We start from the raw sequence: 21795 nt of genomic DNA on the forward strand, positions 1-21795 counted from the left end.
AGGGAAATATCATGGACACCAAACTGCTCGACATTCTGGCCTGCCCGGTCTGCAAAGGCCCGCTCAAACTCAGCGCCGACAAAACCGAGCTGATCAGTAAAGGCGCCGGCCTGGCCTATCCGATTCGCGATGGCATCCCGGTGATGCTCGAAAGCGAGGCCCGTACCCTGACCACCGACGAGCGCTTGGATAAATGACCGCAGCCTTTACCGTTGTCATTCCGTCGCGCTTTGCCTCGACGCGCCTGCCTGGCAAGCCGTTGCTGTTGATCGCCGGCAAGCCGATGATCCAGCACGTATGGGAGCAGGCTTGCAAAAGCAGCGCCCAGCGCGTGGTAGTGGCGACCGACGATGCGCGCATCGTGCAAGCGTGCAAGGGTTTTGGCGCCGAAGTGGTGCTGACGCGCGAGGATCACAACTCCGGGACTGATCGTCTGGCCGAAGTCGCCGCCAAGCTGGGCCTGGAACCCGACGCCATCGTGGTCAATGTGCAGGGCGATGAACCGTTGATCCCGCCCAGTGTGATCGATCAGGTTGCAAACAATCTGGCACTCCATCCCGAAGCGCGCATGGCCACCCTGGCCGAGCCGATCGAGGATGTGCAAACCCTGTTCAACCCCAACGTGGTCAAGGTCGTCAGCGATCTCAATGGCCTGGCGCTGACCTTCAGCCGCGCCACCTTGCCCTGGGCGCGTGATGCATTCGCGCAAAGTCGCGACGCGATGCCTGACGGCGTGCCGTACCGCCGCCACATCGGTATCTACGCTTACCGCGCCGGTTTCCTCCAGGATTTCGTCGCCTGGGGCCCGTGCTGGCTGGAAAACACCGAGTCCCTGGAGCAATTGCGTGCCCTGTGGCACGGCGTGCGAATCCATGTCGCCGATGCGCTGATTGCCCCGCCGACCGGCGTCGACACCGTGGAAGACCTCGAGCGCGTTCGTCGCCTGCTGGAGGCCTGATGCGGGTTCTGTTTGTCTGCCTCGGCAACATCTGCCGATCACCCACCGCCGAAGGCATCCTGCGGCACAAGCTGCGCGAGGCCGGGCTGGCCGAGCAGGTGGAAGTCGCCTCCGCCGGCACCGGTGACTGGCACGTCGGCAAGGCCCCGGACAAGCGCAGCCAGGCTGCGGCCCTGCGACGCGGCTATGACCTGTCGGCCCAGCGTGCCCGCCAAGTCAGCCGGGCCGATTTCGCCACTTACGACCTGATCCTGGCAATGGACGGCAGCAACCTGCGCAACCTAAAAGCCCTGCAACCGAGCAATGGCAGGGCCGAACTGGATCTGTTCCTGCGCCGCTACGAGGCTGAACTCGATGACGTGCCAGACCCGTACTACGACGGCGAACAAGGTTTCGAGCAAGTGCTGGACCTGATCGAGCGAGCCACGGACCGCCTGGTGATCGAATTGAAGGGGCGGCTATGACCTTGCAGGTGCGGGCCGGCGTCAGCCTCAAGCCGTTCAACAGCTTTGGCGTGGACGTCACCGCCCGGTTATTCGCCGAAGCTCATAGCGACGCCGATGTTCGCGAGGCGCTGGCCTATGCCAGCGCCAATGAAGTGCCGTTGCTGGTGATCGGTGGCGGCAGCAACCTGCTGCTGACCGGCGATATCGACGCGCTGGTGTTGCGCATGGCCAGTCAAGGGATTCGCCTGCTCAGCGATGATGGCGAGCGGGTTCTGATCGAAGCCGAAGCAGGCGAACCGTGGCACCCCTTCGTCCAGTACACGCTGGCCCAAGGCTGGTCGGGGCTGGAAAACCTCAGCCTGATTCCGGGTACGGTGGGGGCCGCGCCGATGCAAAACATCGGTGCCTACGGCGTGGAGATCAAGGATGTGTTCGCCGGCCTCACCGCCCTGGATCGCCAGACCGGTGAGCAGCGCGATTTCACCCTCGAAGAATGCCGCTTCGCCTACCGCGACAGCCTGTTCAAGCAGCAAGCGGGTCGCTGGCTGATCCTGCGGGTGCGCTTTGCCCTCAGTCGCGCCGCGCATCTGCACCTGGAGTACGGTCCGGTCCGCCAGCGGTTGACCGAACTGGGCATCGAACAGGCGACTCCCTCGGATGTCAGCCGGGCCATCTGCAGCATTCGCAGTGAAAAGCTCCCGGACCCGGCCGTGCTGGGCAATGCCGGCAGTTTCTTCAAGAACCCGCTGGTGCCGGCTTCGCATGTCGCGCAACTCAAGCTGCAATACCCTGATCTGGTGGCTTATCCACAACCCGAAGGGCAGATGAAAATCGCCGCCGGTTGGCTGATCGAGCGCGCCGGTTGGAAAGGCTTTCGCGAAGGCGACGCCGGGGTGCATAAGTTGCAGGCGTTGGTGCTGGTCAACTACGGCTGCGCTACCGGTCCGCAATTGCTGGATCTGGCCCTGCGTATCCAGAAAGACATTGCCGAACGTTTTCAGGTCGATCTGGAAATGGAGCCCAATCGGTACTGAACCTGGCTTTCATCGAGCGCCCTGCACAACCTCGCACAAGGATCATTTGTGCAGGATTGTGCAGGGCGTTTTGCTTAATCCTGGGTTAATTTAGTGGGCTAACGATGCGACCATCGCATTATTGAAGGCCCGGTGCAGACGCTTGCGTGTTTGCACAAGAGAGCCCTATTAGCCTGAGTCAGTCTGCGCCAACCGAACCGTTGCCCAAACGGCAGATTGCTCGACCCCATCACTCGATCACTGTGCGGGCGTGCCCATGATTACCCTGAAACTCAATGGAAAAGATCACCAACTGGATGTGACCGAGGACATGCCGCTGCTGTGGGCGATCCGGGATGTGGCCGGTTACAACGGCACCAAATTCGGCTGCGGCATGGGTCTGTGCGGCGCCTGTACCATTCACATCGACGGCGCCCCGGCGCGCAGTTGCATCACCCCGATCGGCTCGGTGAAAGGCCAGAATGTCACCACCATCGATGCCCTGCACGTCGACCCGGTCGGGCAAATTGTCCAGAAGGCCTGGCTCGATACCGCCGTAGCCCAGTGCGGCTACTGCCAGGGCGGGCAGATCATGTCCGCGACCGCCTTGCTTAAGACCAATCCCAACCCGAGCGATGAGCAGATCGAAGAGGCCATGGTCGGCAACATCTGCCGCTGCGGCACTTATAACCGGATCAAGACGGCGATCCGCCAGGCTTCCACCCATCTGAAGGAGGCCAAGGCATGAGCCGCTTGCCCAATGACTTTGTGCTGAGCAACCTCAGCCGGCGTGGTTTCCTCAAAGGCGCGAGCGCCACTGGTGTGTTGGTGCTGGCCGCCAGTTGGGGCCTGCCGGACGCCTTTGCCGAGGACAAGAAGTTCGGCGGCGAGGGCATGCCCAATGGTGTGATCGACGACCCGAAGGTGTACGTGAGCATCGCCGCCGATGGCAGCGTGACGGTGATCTGCAATCGTTCGGAAATGGGCCAGGGTGTGCGCACCAGCCTGACCATGGTGGTGGCCGATGAACTGGACGCTGACTGGGCGCAGGTCAAGGTGCAGCAGGCACCGGCTGATGAGGTGCGCTTCGGCAACCAGGACACCGACGGTTCGCGCAGCATGCGCCACTGGTACGAGCCAATGCGTCGTTGCGGGGCCGCCGCCCGGACCATGCTGGAACTGGCCGCCGCTGCCCAGTGGAATGTCCCGGCGAGTGAGTGTCGTGCCCAATTGCACAAAGTCGTGCACCAGCCTTCCGGTCGGGAGCTGGGCTATGGCGCGTTGGCCGCCGCGGCCAGTGCCTTGCCAGTTCCCGCCCGTGACAGCCTGCGCCTCAAGCAGCCTTCGGAGTTTCGCTACATCGGCAAGGAATCGAGCCGGGCCATCGATGGCGAAGACGTCGTCAACGGTCGTGCCGTGTTTGGGGCTGATGTACATTTCGATGGCATGCTCTATGCCGTCGTGGCTCGCCCGCCCGTCTATGGTGGCAAGGTCAAGAGTGTGGACAGCAGCGCGGCGCTGAAAGTACCGGGCGTGGTCAAGGTGCTGCAGATCGAAGGACGTCCGCTGCCCTCCGAGTTCCAGCCGCTGGGCGGCGTGGCGGTCGTGGCGAAAAACACCTGGGCGGCGATCAAGGGCCGCGAGGCGCTGAAAATCGAGTGGGATGACGGCCCGAATGCTGGTTATGACTCCGTCGCCTATCGCAAGGAACTGGAAGCCGCTGCTCTCAAGCCCGGGAAAGTCCTGCGCAGCACGGGTGACCTCGACGACGCGTTGGCCAAGGCCGACGCGACCCTGGAAGCGTCCTATTACCTGCCGCACCTGTCTCAGTCGCCGATGGAGCCGATGGTCGCCGTCGCGCGGTTCAAGGATGGCCAGTGCGAAGCCTGGGCACCGAGCCAGGCGCCGCAGGTCACCCGTGAACGTGTCGCCGAACGATTGGGGATCCCTTTCGACAAGGTCACGGTACACATCACGCTGCTGGGTGGCGGTTTCGGGCGCAAGTCCAAGCCCGATTTTGTCCTCGAGGCGGCCGTGTTGGCCAAGGAGTTTCCTGGCCAGGCGGTGCGGGTGCAGTGGACCCGCGAAGATGACATCCATCATTCGTATTTCCACACCGTATCGGCCGAATACCTCAAGGCTGGCCTGAACCAGGACGGGATGCCGTCCGGCTGGCTGCATCGCACCGTAGCCCCGACCATTACCGCACTGTTTGCACCGGGCATGACCCACGAAGCGCCGTTCGAAGTGGGCATGGGCGTGACCAACATGGCCTACGCAATTCCCAACATGCGCCTGGAGAACCCTGAAGCGGTGGCCCATACGAGGGTTGGCTGGTACCGCTCGGTATCGAACATTCCCCACGGTTTTGCGATTCAGAGTTTCATCGACGAATTGGCCCACAAGGCCGGCCAGGATCCACTGGCGTATCACGTCAAATTGCTTGGCCCGGACCGTAAGATCGATCCGCGCACCTTGAATGAAGAGTGGAACTACGGCGAATCCCCCGAGCGTTATCCCATCGATACGGCGCGAATCCGCACCGTGCTGGAAACCGCCGCCAAGGCCGCCGGTTGGGGCCGCAAACTGCCCAAGGGCCGCGGCCTGGGGCTGGCGGTGCATTACAGCTTCGTCACCTACGTGGCGGTAGCGCTTGAGGTGGAGGTCAAGGACGATGGTACGTTGATCGTGCACAAGGCCGATATTGCCGTGGACTGCGGCCCGCAGATCAACCCCGAGCGTATCCGTTCCCAGTTCGAAGGCGCCTGCGTCATGGGCCTGGGCAATGCAGTGGTGGGGGAGATCAGCTTCAAGGACGGCAAGGTCCAGCAAGACAACTTCCACATGTACGAAGTGGCGCGCATGTCGCTGGCTCCCAAGGAGGTCGCGGTGCACTTGGTCACGCCGCCGGGCGAGGTGCCGCTGGGCGGTGTGGGTGAACCGGGTGTGCCGCCGATTGCGCCGGCGCTGTGCAACGCGATTTTCGCCGTCACCGGCAAACGCATCCGCGAGCTGCCCGTGCGTTATCAGTTGCAGGGCTGGCAGCAGGCGAAAGCCTGATGGACAGCGTTGATCTGAATGTCCTGCGCAGCGTGCTTCAATGGCGCCGCGCCGGGCAGCGGGTGGTGTTGTTCACCGTGGTCCAGACCTGGGGCACGGCGCCAAGGCCTCCGGGGGCGATGCTGGCTCTGCGCGAGGACGGTGTGGTGATTGGCTCGGTATCGGGCGGTTGTGTCGAGGATGACCTGATCGCCCGGCTGCATGACGGGCGTATTCCAGCGGACGGTCCACCCGTGCAGCTCATCACCTATGGCGTGACTCGTGAGGAGGCGGCGCGCTTCGGCCTGCCGTGCGGCGGTACTTTGCGCCTGACCGAAGAACGGGTCGGCGATCCGCAATGGGTGGCGCAACTGCTGGAACGCTGCGAAGGCCATGAAATTGTCGCCCGTGAGCTGACCGTCGCCACAGGCGAAGTGCTGCTGATGTCGGCCAGCAAAACCGACGCATTGGTATTCGACGGTCAAGTCCTGCGGGCCATCTACGGCCCGCGCTGGCGGCTGCTGTTGATCGGCGCGGGGCAACTGTCGCGTTATGTGGCAGAAATGGCCCGGTTGCTGGATTTCGAGGTGTTGATCTGCGATCCGCGCAAGGAATTTGTCTACGGTTGGGAAGAGCAGCATGGCCGCTTCGTTTCCGGCATGCCCGACGAAGCGGTGTTGAGCATCCAGACCGACGAGCGCACCGCCATTGTCGCCCTGACCCATGATCCACGGTTGGACGACATGGCGTTGCTCACGGCCCTGGACTCCAAGGCGTTTTATGTCGGGGCCCTGGGCTCTCGGGTGAACAGCCAGAAGCGCCGGGATAACCTGGCTCAGCTAGGCTTGTCTGCACAGGCGATCGAACGGCTGCATGGCCCGATCGGTTTGCACATCGGCAGCCATACGCCGGCGGAAATTGCCTTGTCGTTGCTGGCTGAAATCGTGGCGATCAAGAATGGCGTCGAGTTGCGTCAGAAAAAGCCGCTGTAATCGGCGGGCGAGGAGGCGGGGATGTCTGAGTCGATTGGCGTGATCATTCTCGCGGCAGGATCGGGCAGCCGTTTCCGTCAGGTTGCCGGCCAGGACAAAGATAAGCTGCTGGCCGATTGCACGGGGCGTGACGGCGCTGTCCGGTCAGTGATCGAGCAGGTGCTGGTGAATTTACCTGCCGCCCTGGAAAAACGCCTGCTGGTGACGAGCAAGGATCGTCCGCAGGCTATTCGCATGGCCCAGGCCTATGGCTGCGATTTCGTGGAGCTGGACTCGCCCGGTTTGGGGGACAGCATTGCCGCTGGCATCCAGGCTTGCCCGGGCCTTGATGGTTGGCTGATCGTGCTGGGTGATATGCCGTTCATCCTGCCGTCGAGCATCGAGCAGGTGGTGGCGCAGATCAGCGAGGATGGCATCAGTGTGCCCGTATTGGCAGGTGAGTATGGACATCCGGTTGGATTCGGGCGCTCGTTCGGGCCGAAGTTGATGGCGTTGACCGGAGATCGCGGCGCCAGGACGCTGTTTGCCGGGACGCATGTGGCCGAGGTAACCGTGGATGATCCTGGTGTGCTTTGGGATGTGGACGTACCAGAAGCACTGATCTTCAAATAACAGCCGACGCGGATCCCTGTGGGAGCAGGCTTGCTCGCGAAAAGCATTGGATCAGCTTGCATCGATGTTGACTGTGCTACCGCATTCGCGAGCAAGCCCGCTCTCACAGAATCCCAACACTTATGTGGATAAGTCTGAAGACATAAAAAAGCCCCGCCTGGTATCACAACCAGGCGGGGCTTTTTACTGGGCGATGGAATCAAGCGTGAGGTTTTGGCTCGTGCTCTTTTTCCAGTGCTTCAGTGTGGCGAGGTTCGATTTCTTCAGCGGAGTGCTGAGGTTCGTCGATCACCGGAGCCGCTTCAACGATAGCAGGTTCATCTGTGGTTTCTGCAACCGGGGCAGGGGCTGCCTCGATTGCTTGCTCCACGGGTGCCGGCTCGGCCACAGGTGCTTGAGCAGCGGCAGCGGCAGCTTGTTCGGCTTCCTTCTGCAGGCGCTCAGCTTCACGCTTGCGACGACGCACTTCACGCGGATCGTTCGGCGCACGACCGTTGGGGGTCAGGGCGCTGGCAGGTGCTGGCTCTTCCACCGGGGCTGGTGCTTCGACAGCAACGGGCGCTTCGACCACTGGAGCCGGTTCGATCACTTGCGCTTCGACCGCTTTCACAGGTTCTGGTGCCGGTTCTGGCTCGACAACAGGTGCCGGTGCGGCTGGCTCTGCGGTCCAGTTGAACGCAGTCTGCTCTTCACGGGCAGGCTCTGGTGCTTTTTCCTCGGCCGCAGCTTCGAATACAGGCTCAGCGGCCAGCACTGGCTGCTCGACGACCGGTGCAGGCTCGGCTTCGGCTTCGGGCTGGGTTTCACGTGCCGGGGCGAGTTCCACTTCTGGCGAAGCGGTGGTTTCTAGCGGGGTAGTGGCTTCGACCACAGGCGCTTCAACCGGCGCGTTTTCCACCACGGCGGTAGCGCGTTCGGCCTGTTCGTGCGCCTCGGCTTCAGCGGGGGCGCTGATCGAGCTGCTGGCAACCGCAGCGGTGACGGCCAGGCCGGCGGCGAGGTCGGCAGCACTTGGCGCTTCGGTGTTCTCGGTGGATTCGGATGCTTCCGAACCTTCGATCACATTGCCGTTGGCGTCGCGTTGACGCTCACGACGGTTGCTACGGCGACGCTGACCACGGGAGCGGCGGCGTGGACGATCGCCTTCGGCGTTGTCCTGACCGTCTTCCTGCAGTTGCTCTTCGCTGTTCAGTACTTCCTCTTCGCTGGCAGCGGCAGCCTGCTCGGAGCGTGGTTGACGCTCTTCACGTGGCGGACGCGGTGCGCGTTCTTCGCGAGGCTGACGGGCCGGACGCTCTTCAGCGGTGACGGCAGCGGCGGCGGGAGTGGCATCCAGTGGTTCGCGCAGCTCGCGAACACGTTCTTCACGCTCGCCACGTGGCTTGCGATCTTCACGAGGTGCGCGCGGTTGGCGCTCTTCGCGCGGCGGACGCGGCGCGCGTTCTTCGCGGGCTACGGCTGGCGCTTCCTCACGGGCTTCGCGAGGCTGGCGTTCTTCACGTGGCTCACGTGGCGCGCGCTCTTCACGCGGTGCACGTTCTTCACGGGGTTTGCGCTCTTCGTCACGACGACCGTTGCGGTTGCGGGTCTGCTGACGACCATTGCGACGTTCTTCGTTGCGGGCTGGACGCTCGGTAGTCGCTGGCTTGGTGACAACGGTCGGCGCAGCCGGCTCTTCCTTGGTGGCGAACAGGCTGACCAGGGATTTCACCAGGCCTTTGAACAGGCTTGGTTCAGGTGCGGCGGCAGGTGCCGGTGCCGGCGCGGCTGCTTCGGTCGGAACCGGTGCATTGGCGCGGGCTGGAGCCGTCTTGACCGCGGCTTCCTGGCGAACCAGGGTGCGAGTGGCGGCAGCCGGCTGGACTTCTTCCACTTCGGCAGCGGCAGCAGCGATTTCGTAGCTGGACTGATTGGTGTGGGCTTCCGGGCTGTCATCACGCAGGCGCTGCACTTCGAAGTGCGGCGTCTCGAGGTGATCGTTCGGCAGGATGACGATACGGGCGCGGGTGCGCAGTTCGATCTTGGTGATCGAGTTGCGTTTTTCGTTGAGCAGGAACGCCGCCACTGGGATCGGCACCTGGGCGCGAACTTCGGCGGTGCGGTCTTTCAGGGCTTCTTCTTCGATCAGGCGCAGGATCGCCAGGGACAGCGACTCGACGTCACGGATGATGCCGGTGCCGTTGCAACGCGGGCAGACGATGCCGCTGCTCTCGCCCAGGGAAGGACGCAGGCGCTGACGGGACATTTCCAGCAGGCCGAAGCGCGAGATACGACCGACCTGCACGCGGGCGCGGTCGGCTTCCAGGCACTCACGGACCTTCTCTTCCACGGCGCGCTGGTTCTTGGCCGGGGTCATGTCGATGAAGTCGATGACGATCAGGCCGCCGATGTCGCGCAGGCGCAACTGACGGGCGATTTCTTCGGCGGCTTCAAGGTTGGTCTGCAGGGCGGTTTCTTCGATGTCGCTGCCTTTGGTGGCGCGCGCCGAGTTGATGTCGATGGACACCAGGGCTTCGGTCGGATCGATGACAATGGAGCCGCCGGACGGCAGTTCGACGACGCGCTGGAACGCAGTCTCGATCTGGCTTTCGATCTGGAAACGGTTGAACAGCGGAACGCTGTCTTCGTAAAGCTTGATCTTGCTGGCGTACTGCGGCATGACCTGGCGGATGAAGGTCAGGGCTTCGTCCTGGGCTTCAACGCTGTCGATCAACACTTCGCCGATGTCCTGGCGCAGGTAGTCGCGGATCGCGCGGATGATGACGTTGCTTTCCTGGTAGATCAGGAACGGCGCGGAGCGATCCAGCGAGGCTTCCTTGATGGCGGTCCACAGTTGCAGCAGGTAATCGAGGTCCCACTGCATTTCTTCGCTGCTGCGGCCAAGGCCGGCGGTGCGAACGATCAGGCCCATGTCGGCCGGGGCAACCAGGCCGTTGAGGGCTTCGCGCAGTTCATTACGCTCTTCGCCTTCGATGCGGCGGGAGATGCCACCGGCGCGAGGGTTGTTCGGCATCAGGACCAGGTAACGGCCCGCCAGGCTGATGAAGGTGGTCAGGGCTGCGCCCTTGTTGCCACGCTCTTCTTTTTCGACCTGGACGATGACTTCCTGGCCTTCGCTCAGGACGTCCTTGATGTTGACGCGGCCTTCAGGAGCCTTCTTGAAGTATTCGCGGGAGATTTCTTTGAGGGGCAGGAAGCCGTGGCGCTCGGAGCCGAAATCGACAAAGGCAGCCTCAAGGCTTGGTTCGATGCGAGTAATCCGGCCTTTATAGATGTTGGCCTTCTTCTGCTCGCGTGCACCGGATTCGATATCCAGGTCGTAGAGGCGCTGGCCGTCTACCAGTGCAACACGCAACTCTTCGGGTTGAGTTGCGTTAATCAGCATTCTTTTCATGTAGTACCGTCGGTTTCCGGGCTGCCGGAAACGGCGTTCGGCACACACGACTTCTCACGGTCGGTGTCAGGTGCGTCATGGAAGTGGCCGGGCCATTCCAGTGTCCAGCGAGTTCGACCCAATGATGGCGAAGTCGCGACGGACGCGTCCTGCTTGCTGGCTGTTCAAGCACTCAGTCAGGAGGAGGAATCAACCGGCGCCTGTGGACGAGATGAAGCGTCTAAATATAAGCCTAGTGCTACACAGTCCGACGGTTGTACATCTCCACCCTACACGTATCCCTGATAATCGGGTGCTGCCGCGCGCAGAATCCGCAGCGGGTTGGCATTTACCGTGAGCTCCGAAAGGGGAGGTCACGCATCATGGCTAATTTAGGCGTTGTTTCCGAAGCTCTCGCTCGGGGTCGTCTACCGGTGACTGCACTTTGTGAACTGGCCGTGAATGTGGCGCGCAAGGCGAGTCAAAACTCTGCTTTGCCGCGTATTTCAGGCCTCATGTCACCTGCGCTCGTTACACCTGCAAACTCTGCCGTTATCTAGCAAAAGCCCCGTAGGACGGCCTCTCGTCCTCGTGAATTGCGTTGGTCAGGGCCGGTTTTTGACCGCTAGTCCGCTGTCCAGCCGCTTTTGGCGGCGTTCGCGACTATAGCAGCAATGATTAAGTGCTTCAATTCCATAAAAAATTGTTATCATCGCCGCCATGACAACTACTGCCCCTTCGACCCCTGGCGTTCAACTGCTCGAGGTCTCGCCGGAATATGCCGGCCAACGAATCGATAACTTCCTTCTAGCCCGACTCAAAGGCGTGCCCAAGACCTTGATCTATCGCATTTTGCGCAAGGGCGAAGTGCGGGTGAACAAAGGTCGGATCAAGCCCGAGTACAAGCTTCAGGCGGGCGATATCGTGCGCGTGCCGCCGGTTCGCGTGCCCGAGCGCGATGAGCCCGTGCCCCTGGCCCAGGGTCTGTTGCAGCGCCTGGAAGCCTCGATCGTCTTCGAAGACAAGGCGCTGATTGTGCTCAACAAGCCTGCGGGCATTGCGGTTCACGGCGGCAGCGGCCTGAATTTCGGCGTGATCGAGGCCTTTCGTCAGTTGCGCCCCGACGCCAAGGAACTGGAGTTGGTCCATCGCTTGGATCGCGACACCTCCGGCCTGCTGATGATCGCCAAGAAGCGCAGCATGTTGCGGCATTTGCATGAGCAATTGCGCGGCGATGGCGTCGACAAGCGCTACATGGCGCTGGTGCGGGGGCGTTGGGATACGTCCATCAAGCAAGTCCGTGCGCCGTTGCTCAAGAGCAACCTGCGTTCCGGCGAGCGCATGGTGGAAGTCAACGAAGAAGGCAAGGAGGCCCTGACGGTGTTCAAGGTGCTGCGCCGCTTTGGTGATTTCGCCACCATGGTCGAGGCCAAGCCGGTGACCGGCCGCACCCACCAGATTCGCGTCCACACGCTGCATGCCGGGCATTGCATCGCTGGGGACAGCAAGTACGGCGATGACGACTTCACCCGGGAAATCCGTGATCTGGGTGGCAAGCGCCTGTTTCTCCATGCCTACATGTTGACCGTGCCGTTGCCCGATGGTGGTGAGCTGAAATTGCAGGCTCCAGTGGATGAAATGTGGGCCAAGACCGTGGAGCGGTTGAGTGCATCCTGAATATAAGCTGCTGATCTTCGATTGGGACGGCACTCTGGCGAACTCCATCGGTCGGATTGTGGAGGCAATGCATGCCGCCTCTGACCGTGCGGGTTTTGCCAGGTGTGATGATTTTGCCGTGAAGGGCATCATCGGTCTCGGCTTGCCGGAAGCGATCCGCAGTCTGTACCCGGAGATCAGTGACCCTGAGTTGCTGGTTTTTCGCCAGTATTACGCTGATCACTACATTGCGCTGGAGGCTGAGCCTTCGCCGTTATTTGACGGTGTGGTAGACACCCTTGAAGCCTTGAGGGGCGACGGGTATCGCCTGGCTGTCGCCACCGGCAAGGCGCGTCGCGGGCTGGATCGGGTGCTGAAATCCCATGGTTGGAACGATTATTTCGATATCACCCGGGCTGCGGACGAAACGGCCAGTAAGCCGCATCCGCTGATGCTCGAGCAAATCCTGGCTCACTGCGGCATGCAGCCGGAGCAGGCGTTGATGGTGGGGGATTCCTCGTTTGACCTGCAGATGGCGCGTAACGCCGGCATGGGGTCGGTCGCGGTGAGCTACGGCGCGCAGACGATCGCGGCGCTGCAGGCCTTCGAGCCGCGGCTGGCGATCGACCATTTTCCTGAATTGCACGCCTGGCTGAGCCAGCGGGCCAATTAAGTTTTTGCTGGGGATACTTGCATGACCGACGAATGGAAAGCACCGGCCAAGGCGAGCGCCGAGAACGGTGACGACAAAAGCTGGAAGCTGTTGGAGAAGACCTTGCTGGCCGGTGTGCAGGAGCAACGTCGTTCCCGTCGCTGGGGCATTTTCTTCAAGTTGCTGACGTTTGTTTATCTCTTTGTCGCGCTATTGCTGTTCACGCCCCTGTTTGACATGGAAAAAAGTGCCGTGCGGGGCTCCGGGTACACGGCGTTGATCGACATCGAAGGCATGATTGCCCATAAGGAGCCTGCCAGCGCGGACAATATTGTCGGTAGCTTGCGGGCTGCTTTCGAAGATCCCAAGGTCAAGGGTGTGATATTGCGCATCAACAGTCCGGGTGGCAGCCCGGTGCAGTCGGGTTATGTCTATGACGAGATCGTCCGGTTGCGCGCGTTGCACCCGAACACCAAGGTCTACGCGGTCATTTCCGATCTGGGGGCTTCCGGTGCGTACTATATTGCCAGCGCGGCCGATCAGATCTATGCCGACAAGGCGAGCCTGGTGGGCTCCATTGGTGTGACGGCGGCCGGTTACGGTTTTGTCGGGACGATGGAGAAGCTTGGCGTGGAGCGTCGGGTGTACACCTCAGGGGAGCACAAGTCGTTCCTTGATCCGTTCCAGCCACAAAAGCCTGAAGAGACCGTGTTTTGGCAGGGCGTGCTCGACACGACCCACAAGCAGTTCATTGCCAGCGTCAAGAAGGGGCGGGGTGAGCGGCTCAAAGACAAGGAGCATCCCGAGCTGTTCTCCGGCTTGGTCTGGTCTGGGGAGCAGGCCTTGCCGCTGGGCTTGATCGATGGCTTGGGTAGCGCCAGTTCGGTGGCGCGGGACGTGATTGGTGAGAAGGAGTTGGTGGACTTCACCATCGAAGAATCGCCGTTTGATCGCTTCTCGAAGAAGCTGGGGGCGAGCATTGCCGAGCATTTGGCGATGTGGATGGGGTTCCAGGGGCCGACGTTGCGCTGAGTGACCTGAAAGATCGCACCGATCCCTGTGGCGAGAGGGCAAGCTCCCTCGCCACAGGTGTGTGCAGGTCCGGGCTTCAGGGGATTTGCACGCCCTCGGCCAGCAACATATCCACAAGGCGAATCAGTGGCAGGCCAACCAGGCTGGTGGCGTCCGGTCCTTCCGTGCTCTGGAACAGGCTCACGCCAAGTCCTTCGGCCTTGAAGCTGCCCGCGCAGTCATAAGGTTGTTCGGCCAGTAGGTAGCGTTCGACGCGCGCCGGGTCCAGCGTGCGCATGTGAACGGTAAACGGAACACAATCGACCTGGCAGGCACCGGTCTGGCTGTTAAGTACCGCCAGGCCGGTCAGAAAACTGACCCGGGCGCCGCTGGCGGCCAGCAGCTGTTCGCGGGCGTTTTCGAATGTATGGGGCTTGCCCAGGATTTGCTCGCCGAGCACAGCCACCTGGTCCGAGCCGATGATCAGGTGTCCCGGATGGCTGTCTGCCAGAGCCAAGGCTTTTTCTCGGGCCAGGCGTTTTACCAGGTCGAGTGCCGGCTCGTCAGGCCGACGGCTTTCGTCGATGTCCGGTGAGCTGCAGACGAACGGTAGCCCCAGACGGGCAAGCAATTGCCGGCGATACACTGAGCTTGAGGCGAGTAATAAAGGCAGCATGGGCATCTCCAAAAGGCAGGGGCGAATTCTAGCGAGGCGCGCAAGTGACGGACAGGGCTGAATTTCCTTTGACATGGCCGGGTGCATCCCTATAATGCTGCGCCTATGTTGAATGACCCGATTCCACCTCACGTTGACCCGCGCAAATTGGCTGACCGTGGCACCACCCTTCAAGGTGAGCTGCTGCTGGCCGATTTGAAGAGACTCTGCGACCCGCTTTCCGACGATGTCGGTACGGTCCAGGCCAAATTCGTTTTTGAACGAGATGAACGTAAATCTGTGGTAATCCACAGCTTTATCGACACTGAAGTCAAAATGGTTTGCCAGCGTTGTCTTGAGCTGGTCACCCTGCCGATCCACAGCGAATGCAGTTACGCCGTGGTGAAGGAGGGTGCGAATACCCAGTCGTTACCGAAAGGTTATGACGTGCTGGAACTGGGCGAAGATCCATTGGATCTGCAGTCACTGATCGAGGAGGAGCTTCTGCTCGCCTTGCCCATTGTGCCTGCTCATCATCCGGAAGAATGCCAGCAGCCGGCGGGAGCAGATGAGCCCGAACCGAGCGAGGACGAGGTAACGCGGTCCAACCCGTTCAGTGTATTGGCGCAGTTAAAGCGTGACCCAAACGTTTAGGAGTTAATCAATTATGGCTGTTCAGCAGAACAAAAAATCCCGCTCTGCCCGTGACATGCGCCGTTCGCACGACGCTCTCGAGGCTAGCACCCTGTCTGTAGAAAAAACCACCGGTGAAGTTCACCTGCGTCACCACGTATCGCCAGAAGGCGTATACCGTGGTCGTAAAGTGATCGACAAGGGCGCTGACGAGTAATCCTTGTCCGCTCAAGTCATCGCGATTGACGCAATGGGCGGGGACTTCGGTCCCCGCAGCATTGTTCAGGCCAGCCTTGCTTGTCTGAATGCGACGCCCTCGCTGCACCTGACCCTCGTCGGTCAACCCTCCCTTCTAGAAGAAATGCTCAACGGCCAATCGGCTGTGGATCGTTCGCGCCTGACGATCGCACCTGCGTCCGAAATCATCACCATGGACGAAAAACCCGCCCAGGTCCTGCGTGGCAAGCCTGACGCCTCGATGCGTGTAGCTCTTGAGCTGCTGCGCGATGGCAAGGTCCAGGCGTGTGTCAGTGCAGGCAATACCGGTGCACTGATGGCGCTGTCGCGTTACGTGCTCAAGACCTTGCCGGGCATCGACCGGCCGGCGATGGTCGCGGCCATCCCCACCCAGCGTGGTTTTTGCCAGCTCCTTGATCTGGGCGCCAACGTCGATTGCAGTGCCGAGCATCTACTGCAATTTGCAGTAATGGGCTCGGTAGCGGCTGAAACCCTGGGTATCGTGCGTCCTCGTGTCGCGCTGCTGAACATCGGTACCGAAGACATCAAGGGTAACCAGCAAGTCAAGCTGGCAGCTACGTTGTTGCAGGCTGCGCGGGGCATCAATTACATCGGATTCGTTGAGGGCGATGGGTTGTACCGGGGTGAGGCGGACGTGGTGGTGTGTGACGGTTTTGTCGGCAATATTTTGCTCAAGTCCAGCGAAGGCCTGGCGACCATGATCGGCACGCGTATCGAGAAGCTGTTCAGGCAGAACCTGGCCTCGCGGATGGTCGGCGCCCTGGCGTTGCCGTTGATGCGTCGGCTGCAGGCGGATCTGGCGCCGGCGCGGCATAACGGTGCAAGTTTTCTCGGGCTGCAGGGCATTGTGATCAAGAGTCATGGTTCGGCGGGCGTGCAGGGGTTTCAAAGTGCGATCAATCGCGCGCTGATCGAAATCCAGGAAAACCTGCCGGAGCGTCTTCATGGGCGCCTCGAAGATTTGTTAACTTAGGCGTTTTCGTCTGACAATGCTTAAATGTGACCGGTCGGTTCAAGCCGCCATCCAACTGTCAGTTTCCTAGCGCCCCCTGGGGCGTCAATTTTTGACGACAAGATCATTAGGGGCTTTGTTTTCATGTCTGCTTCTCTCGCATTCGTCTTTCCTGGGCAGGGTTCGCAGTCCCTCGGCATGCTTTCCGAGCTGGGCGCGCAATACCCGTTGATCCTCGAAACATTCAAAGAAGCTTCCGATGCTCTGGGCTATGACCTGTGGGCACTGACCCAGCAAGGGCCGGAAGAGCAACTCAATCAAACCGACAAAACCCAGCCGGCCATTCTGACCGCCTCGATCGCACTCTGGCGCCTCTGGCTGGCCGAGGGCGGCGCGCGTCCGGCGTTCGTTGCCGGACACAGCTTGGGCGAATACAGTGCTCTGGTGGCTGCTGGCAGTCTGAGCCTGGGTGATGCGGTGAAGCTCGTCGAGCGTCGTGGTCAGTTGATGCAGGAGGCTGTTCCGGCCGGGCAGGGCGGCATGGCCGCAATTCTCGGCCTGGAAGATGCCGACGTGCTGGCAGCCTGCGCCGAAGCCGCGCAAGGCGAAGTGGTCAGCGCTGTGAACTTCAATTCACCGGGCCAGGTGGTGATTGCCGGTGCCAAGGCTGCTGTGGAACGCGCCATCGAAGGGTGCAAGAGCCGTGGTGCCAAGCGTGCCATGCCGTTGCCCGTCAGCGTGCCGTCGCACTGCGAACTGATGCGTCCGGCCGCTGAGCGTTTTGCCGAATCCATCGCTGCCATTGACTGGCAAGCGCCACAGATTCCAGTGGTACAGAACGTCAGCGCCGATGTGGCTGCGGATCTTGAGACCCTCAAGCGCGATCTGCTGGAGCAACTCTACAAGCCGGTTCGCTGGGTCGAATCGGTGCAGACCCTGGCCGCCAGGGGCGCGACTGAGCTGGTTGAATGCGGTCCTGGCAAGGTGCTGGCCGGTCTGAACAAACGCTGCGCCGAAGGCGTAACGACTTCCAATCTCAATACCCCAGATGCTTTCGCTGCCGCCCGTGCAGCGCAGGCCTGAACAGGAGAAGCTTGCATGAGTCTGCAAGGTAAAGTTGCACTGGTGACCGGTGCAAGCCGTGGCATCGGCCAGGCCATTGCCCTGGAACTGGGTCGTCAAGGCGCCATCGTTGTTGGCACCGCGACTTCCGCTTCGGGCGCCGAGCGCATCGCTGCGACCCTGAAGGAAAACGATATTCAAGGTACCGGTCTTGAACTGAACGTCACCAGTGATGAGTCCGTTGCGGCGGTGCTGGCGAGCATTCAGGAACAGTTCGGTGCGCCGGCGATCCTGGTCAATAATGCCGGTATCACACGCGATAACCTGATGATGCGCATGAAAGATGACGAGTGGTTCGACGTGATCGATACCAACCTGAACAGTCTGTACCGGCTGTCCAAGGGCGTTCTGCGTGGCATGACCAAGGCTCGTTGGGGTCGAATTATCAGTATCGGTTCGGTTGTGGGTGCCATGGGCAACGCAGGCCAAGTAAACTATGCTGCGGCCAAAGCCGGTCTGGAAGGTTTCAGCCGTGCCCTGGCGCGGGAAGTGGGTTCGCGTTCGATTACGGTAAACTCGGTAGCCCCGGGTTTCATCGATACCGACATGACCCGTGAGCTGCCGCAAGCGCAGCGTGAAGCCTTGTTGACACAAATTCCGCTGGGTCGTCTGGGGCAAGCTCAAGAAATCGCGTCCGTGGTCGCTTTTCTTGCGTCGGATGGTGCGGCATACGTGACTGGGGCTACAATCCCGGTAAACGGCGGGATGTACATGAGTTAAATGTGACGGATTGCTTCAAAAAAATGTCATACGAGCTGTCTAAAATCCGTTATAAAGCTGCAATCTATTTATAGGCGGCGGGCTGCTGGGTTTGAGGAGTGAAGCTTTCGGTTGAAAAACCGAAAAGTCTTTCTATACACTTACCCACCGGCCAGCTGCCTGAATTTGTCCATTAGGAGTGAAAACAAGGTATGAGCACCATCGAAGAGCGCGTCAAGAAAATCGTTGCCGAGCAACTGGGCGTCAAAGAAGACGAAGTGAAGAACGAAGCTGCCTTCGTTGAAGACCTGGGTGCCGACTCCCTTGACACCGTTGAGCTGGTGATGGCTCTGGAAGAGGAATTCGAGACCGAAATCCCTGACGAAGAAGCTGAAAAAATCACTACTGTTCAGCTGGCTATCGACTACATCAATAAGCATCAGGCTTAATTATTTTTAGTCGTCGCTAGCTGTCATGGAAAAACCGCACTGCCATCACGGCGTGCGGTTTTTTCTTTAGGCCTGATGCAAAGTCGTCATTAGAATAAAGGAGAGTGCTGTGTCGCGTAGACGCGTCGTAGTCACCGGTATGGGTATGTTGTCGCCACTGGGCACGGATGTGCCGAGCAGTTGGCAGGGCATTCTGGCTGGCCGTAGTGGCATTGGTCTGATCGAACACACCGACCTTTCTGCCTATTCCACCCGTTTTGGCGGCTCGGTAAAGGGTTTCAATGTCGAGGAGTACCTGTCGGTCAAGGAGGCCCGCAAGCTCGACCTGTTCATTCAATACGGCTTGGCGGCCGGATTCCAGGCCGTACGTAATGCCGGTCTTGAAGTCACCGATGCCAACCGTGAACGTATCGGCGTGGCCATGGGGTCGGGTATTGGCGGCTTGACCAATATCGAAGAAACCAGCCGAACGCTGCACGAGTCGGGGCCGCGACGGATTTCTCCGTTCTTTGTGCCGGGCTCGATCATCAATATGATTTCCGGTTTCCTGTCCATCCACCTGGGTGTGCAGGGGCCTAACTACGCTATTGCTACGGCGTGTACCACGGGCACCCATTGCATTGGCATGGCCGCGCGCAACATCATGTACGACGAGGCCGACGTGATGATTGCCGGCGGCGCCGAGATGGCGGCCTGCGGGCTGGGCATGGGTGGCTTCGGCGCATCCCGTGCGCTGTCGACCCGCAACGACGAACCGAGCCGCGCCAGTCGGCCGTGGGACAAGGGCCGAGATGGCTTCGTATTGTCCGACGGTTCCGGTGCGCTGGTACTCGAAGAGCTGGAACATGCCAAGGCGCGCGGCGCGACCATTTATGCCGAGCTGATTGGCTTTGGCACCAGTGGCGATGCATACCACATGACTTCGCCACCCGCCGATGGTGCCGGTGCTGCCCGCTGCATCACCAACGCATTGCGTGACGCGAAGGTCAACGCCGAGCAGGTGCAGTACATCAATGCCCATGGCACTTCGACCCCGGCGGGCGATCTTGCCGAGGCCCAGGCCATCAAGACCGTGTTCGGCGAGCACGCCTACAAACTGGCGGTCAGCTCGACCAAGTCCATGACCGGCCACCTGCTGGGTGCCGCAGGCGCGGTGGAAGCGATCTTCAGCGTACTGGCGATCAACAGCCAGGTCGCGCCACCGACCATCAACCTTGACGAGCCGGACGAAGGCTGCGATCTGGACTTCGTGCCCCATACGGCGCGTGGCATGGACATCGATGTGGTGCTGTCCAACTCCTTCGGCTTTGGCGGTACCAACGGCTCCCTGGTGTTCCGCCGGTTCGCTGGTTGATGGAAAGCTGGGTCGACGGTCAGCCTGCCGACGTTCTGTCGCTCAAGGACCGCGGCCTGGCTTATGGCGACGGGTTGTTCGAAACCATCGCTGTGCGCTCAGGCAAACCGGTGTTGCCTGAGCGTCATCTGCAGCGTCTGGCGCTAGGTTGTCAGCGGTTGATGCTCCAGGTTGACATGGGGGCGTTGGAGGCTGAGTTGCGCGCCTACGCGCAAGGCCTGGGTGGCGGCGTACTTAAGTTGATCGTGACCCGCGGTGATGCTCTTCGTGGTTATGGCGCTGATCCCTCGGCGCCGTCCCGGCGCATCCTGCAGGGCAGTCCGCCGGCCGCCTATCCTCCAATGCATGCCGAGCAGGGCGTGCGCCTGTTTCCTTGTGCCACCCGTTTGTCCGAGCAACCCTTGCTGGCCGGTCTCAAGCACCTCAATCGTCTTGAGCAAGTGATGGCCCGCGCCGAATGGCGCGATGCCGAGCACGCCGAAGGCTTGATGCTGGACACGTCCGGGCGAGTGATCGAAGGCGTCTTCAGCAACCTCTTTCTGGTGCGCGAGGGTGAATTGGTCACGGCGGACTTGAGCCGTTGTGGCGTGGCCGGCGTGATGCGGGCCGAATTATTGTATCAAGCCGAGTCTCAAGGCATCGTCACGCACATCACCGACATCCGCCTCGAACAGCTGCACCTGGCCGACGAAGTCTTCGTCTGTAACAGCGTTTATGGCGTATGGCCGGTGCGTGCATGCGGTTCGGCGCGCTGGTCGACCGGGCCGCTCACCCGTAAACTGCAGACCCTTGCCCGCACGCTATTGGATGTTTGATTCGTGAGACGTAAATTCTTGCTTCTGCTGGAAACCGGACTGGTTCTGGCGGTGCTGCTGTTGGGCACTTGCGCCTGGAAAATTCATTCGGCGTTGCAACAACCGCTGAACATCACCCAGGAAGAACTGCTGGACGTCCCCAACGGGACCACCCCCACCGGAACCCTCAAGCGCCTCGAAGCGGACGGCCTGATCAAGGACGCGTTCTGGTTGCGCGTCTATTGGCGCTTCAATCTTGCCGGTCAACCGTTGCATTCCGGTGAATACCGGATGGTGCCGGGCATGACGATGGAAAGCCTGATCGAGGTCTGGAAGCGCGGGGAGGTGGTGCAGTACAGCGTCACACTGGTGGAGGGGTGGAATTTTCGTCAGGTTCGCGCGGCGTTGGCCAAGGATGAAAAACTCCAGCAGACCCTCGCCGGTTTGAGCGACAGCGAGGTGATGGACCGCCTGGGGCATTCCGGGATATTCCCCGAGGGACGGTTCTTCCCGGACACCTATCGCTTCGTGCGTGGCACATCGGACGCTGACCTGCTGAAAATTGCCTACGACCGGCTCGAAGACGTGCTTGCCAAAGAGTGGGCGCAACGCGCCGCCGATTTACCTTACTCCCAGCCCTATCAGGCGCTGATCATGGCGTCCCTGGTGGAAAAGGAAACCGGTGTGCCTGAGGAGCGTGGGCAGATCGCCGGTGTGTTCGTGCGCCGTATGCGCCTGGGCATGTTGTTGCAAACCGACCCGACCGTGATCTACGGCCTGGGCGAGCGCTACAACGGCAAACTCACCCGTGCTCATTTGAGGGAAGAAAACCCCTACAACACCTATCTGATTCCTGGCCTGCCGCCGACACCGATTGCGATGGTGGGGCGCGAGGCGATTCACGCCGCGTTGAACCCAGTTGCCGGCAATAGCCTTTACTTCGTCGCCCGTGGTGATGGTAGCCACGTGTTCTCCGATGACCTGGATGCGCACAATAATGCCGTGCGCGAATATCAGCTCAAGCGCCGAGCCGATTATCGCTCCAGTCCGGCCCCTACTGTGCCGGACGAGGAGCCTGTCGACGAACCGAACACCAGCGAGCCGCCGCGCTCGCAATGACTTTGTTT

The 21795-nt window shown here is 60.9% G+C and carries 22 protein-coding genes; 20 read left to right on the forward strand and 2 right to left on the reverse strand.

What is annotated here, in order from left to right:
- Nucleotides 1-11: 11 nt before the first annotated feature.
- The 8 genes from HU811_RS05350 to HU811_RS05385 all read left to right on the forward strand — a co-directional run bounded on the left by HU811_RS05350 (nt 12) and on the right by HU811_RS05385 (nt 7060).
- Nucleotides 12-197: a Trm112 family protein gene (locus tag HU811_RS05350; RefSeq protein ID WP_003179363.1), complete on the forward strand. Its 186-nt coding sequence runs from the start codon at nt 12-14 to the stop codon at nt 195-197.
- Nucleotides 194-958 carry a 3-deoxy-manno-octulosonate cytidylyltransferase gene (gene kdsB / locus HU811_RS05355; RefSeq protein ID WP_092400063.1) on the forward strand — a complete coding sequence of 255 codons (765 nt, stop codon included), beginning with the start codon at nt 194-196 and terminating at the stop codon, nt 956-958. Before HU811_RS05350 ends, kdsB begins: the two co-directional genes overlap by 4 nt.
- Nucleotides 958-1422, forward strand: a complete 465-nt coding sequence (locus tag HU811_RS05360; RefSeq protein ID WP_092400061.1) for a low molecular weight protein-tyrosine-phosphatase — start codon at nt 958-960, stop codon at nt 1420-1422. The genes kdsB and HU811_RS05360 overlap by 1 nt, the downstream gene beginning before the upstream one ends.
- Nucleotides 1419-2438, forward strand: coding sequence for a UDP-N-acetylmuramate dehydrogenase (murB, locus tag HU811_RS05365; protein WP_186654495.1), 1020 nt, complete (start codon nt 1419-1421; stop codon nt 2436-2438). Before HU811_RS05360 ends, murB begins: the two co-directional genes overlap by 4 nt.
- Nucleotides 2439-2694: 256 nt before the next feature.
- On the forward strand, nt 2695-3165 hold the full coding sequence (locus tag HU811_RS05370; protein ID WP_047228187.1) for a (2Fe-2S)-binding protein: 471 nt from the start codon (nt 2695-2697) through the stop codon (nt 3163-3165).
- Nucleotides 3162-5477, forward strand: a complete 2316-nt coding sequence (locus tag HU811_RS05375; RefSeq protein ID WP_186654497.1) for a xanthine dehydrogenase family protein molybdopterin-binding subunit — start codon at nt 3162-3164, stop codon at nt 5475-5477. Before HU811_RS05370 ends, HU811_RS05375 begins: the two co-directional genes overlap by 4 nt.
- On the forward strand, nt 5477-6448 hold the full coding sequence (locus tag HU811_RS05380) for an XdhC family protein (protein ID WP_092400053.1): 972 nt from the start codon (nt 5477-5479) through the stop codon (nt 6446-6448). Before HU811_RS05375 ends, HU811_RS05380 begins: the two co-directional genes overlap by 1 nt.
- Before the next feature lie 21 nt (nt 6449-6469).
- Nucleotides 6470-7060, forward strand: a complete 591-nt coding sequence (locus HU811_RS05385) for a nucleotidyltransferase family protein (protein WP_186654499.1) — start codon at nt 6470-6472, stop codon at nt 7058-7060.
- Between the two features lie 199 nt (nt 7061-7259).
- Here HU811_RS05385 and rne read toward each other — a convergent pair whose 3' ends face one another.
- Nucleotides 7260-10454 (reverse strand): ribonuclease E, encoded by a 3195-nt coding sequence (gene rne, locus HU811_RS05390; protein ID WP_186654501.1) that lies wholly within the window; start codon nt 10452-10454, stop codon nt 7260-7262.
- A gap of 699 nt (nt 10455-11153) precedes the next feature.
- Between rne and rluC the strand changes: the two genes are divergently transcribed.
- Genes rluC through HU811_RS05405 form a run of 3 tightly spaced genes read left to right on the forward strand, consistent with a single transcriptional unit; the run spans nt 11154 to nt 13773 of the window.
- A complete protein-coding gene (rluC, locus tag HU811_RS05395; RefSeq protein WP_047228192.1) occupies nt 11154-12110 on the forward strand; it encodes a 23S rRNA pseudouridine(955/2504/2580) synthase RluC in 957 nt (318 codons plus the stop codon).
- Entirely contained in the window at nt 12100-12762 is a 663-nt protein-coding gene (locus HU811_RS05400) for an HAD-IA family hydrolase (RefSeq protein ID WP_186654504.1), read from the forward strand. Before rluC ends, HU811_RS05400 begins: the two co-directional genes overlap by 11 nt.
- A gap of 21 nt (nt 12763-12783) precedes the next feature.
- A complete protein-coding gene (locus tag HU811_RS05405; protein WP_186654506.1) occupies nt 12784-13773 on the forward strand; it encodes a S49 family peptidase in 990 nt (329 codons plus the stop codon).
- A gap of 76 nt (nt 13774-13849) precedes the next feature.
- Here HU811_RS05405 and HU811_RS05410 read toward each other — a convergent pair whose 3' ends face one another.
- Nucleotides 13850-14428, reverse strand: a complete 579-nt coding sequence (locus HU811_RS05410) for a Maf family protein (protein ID WP_186654508.1) — start codon at nt 14426-14428, stop codon at nt 13850-13852.
- Between the two features lie 105 nt (nt 14429-14533).
- On the opposite strand from HU811_RS05410, the gene HU811_RS05415 reads away from it, so the two are divergent.
- The 9 genes from HU811_RS05415 to mltG all read left to right on the forward strand — a co-directional run bounded on the left by HU811_RS05415 (nt 14534) and on the right by mltG (nt 21787).
- Nucleotides 14534-15061 (forward strand): YceD family protein, encoded by a 528-nt coding sequence (locus HU811_RS05415; protein WP_003204262.1) that lies wholly within the window; start codon nt 14534-14536, stop codon nt 15059-15061.
- Nucleotides 15062-15074: 13 nt separating this feature from the next.
- Nucleotides 15075-15257 (forward strand): 50S ribosomal protein L32, encoded by a 183-nt coding sequence (rpmF, locus tag HU811_RS05420; protein ID WP_003179396.1) that lies wholly within the window; start codon nt 15075-15077, stop codon nt 15255-15257.
- A 3-nt stretch (nt 15258-15260) separates the two neighbouring features.
- Entirely contained in the window at nt 15261-16271 is a 1011-nt protein-coding gene (gene plsX / locus HU811_RS05425) for a phosphate acyltransferase PlsX (protein ID WP_092458727.1), read from the forward strand.
- 123 nt (nt 16272-16394) lie between these two features.
- Nucleotides 16395-17333, forward strand: a complete 939-nt coding sequence (gene fabD, locus HU811_RS05430; RefSeq protein ID WP_186654511.1) for an ACP S-malonyltransferase — start codon at nt 16395-16397, stop codon at nt 17331-17333.
- 15 nt (nt 17334-17348) lie between these two features.
- Nucleotides 17349-18092, forward strand: a complete 744-nt coding sequence (fabG, locus tag HU811_RS05435; RefSeq protein ID WP_047228198.1) for a 3-oxoacyl-ACP reductase FabG — start codon at nt 17349-17351, stop codon at nt 18090-18092.
- A gap of 191 nt (nt 18093-18283) precedes the next feature.
- Nucleotides 18284-18520 carry an acyl carrier protein gene (acpP, locus tag HU811_RS05440; protein WP_092400037.1) on the forward strand — a complete coding sequence of 79 codons (237 nt, stop codon included), beginning with the start codon at nt 18284-18286 and terminating at the stop codon, nt 18518-18520.
- Between the two features lie 109 nt (nt 18521-18629).
- Complete coding sequence (fabF, locus tag HU811_RS05445) at nt 18630-19874, forward strand: beta-ketoacyl-ACP synthase II (RefSeq protein WP_047228200.1); 1245 nt, start codon at nt 18630-18632, stop codon at nt 19872-19874.
- The gene (gene pabC / locus HU811_RS05450; RefSeq protein ID WP_186654514.1) at nt 19874-20689 is read left to right on the forward strand and encodes an aminodeoxychorismate lyase; all 816 of its coding nucleotides are present in this window, start codon (nt 19874-19876) and stop codon (nt 20687-20689) included. The genes fabF and pabC overlap by 1 nt, the downstream gene beginning before the upstream one ends.
- A gap of 3 nt (nt 20690-20692) precedes the next feature.
- Complete coding sequence (mltG, locus tag HU811_RS05455; RefSeq protein WP_092400033.1) at nt 20693-21787, forward strand: endolytic transglycosylase MltG; 1095 nt, start codon at nt 20693-20695, stop codon at nt 21785-21787.
- Nucleotides 21788-21795 lie beyond the last annotated feature (8 nt).

The sequence above is a fragment of the Pseudomonas tehranensis genome, assembly GCF_014268615.1.
Lineage (GTDB): Bacteria > Pseudomonadota > Gammaproteobacteria > Pseudomonadales > Pseudomonadaceae > Aquipseudomonas > Aquipseudomonas tehranensis.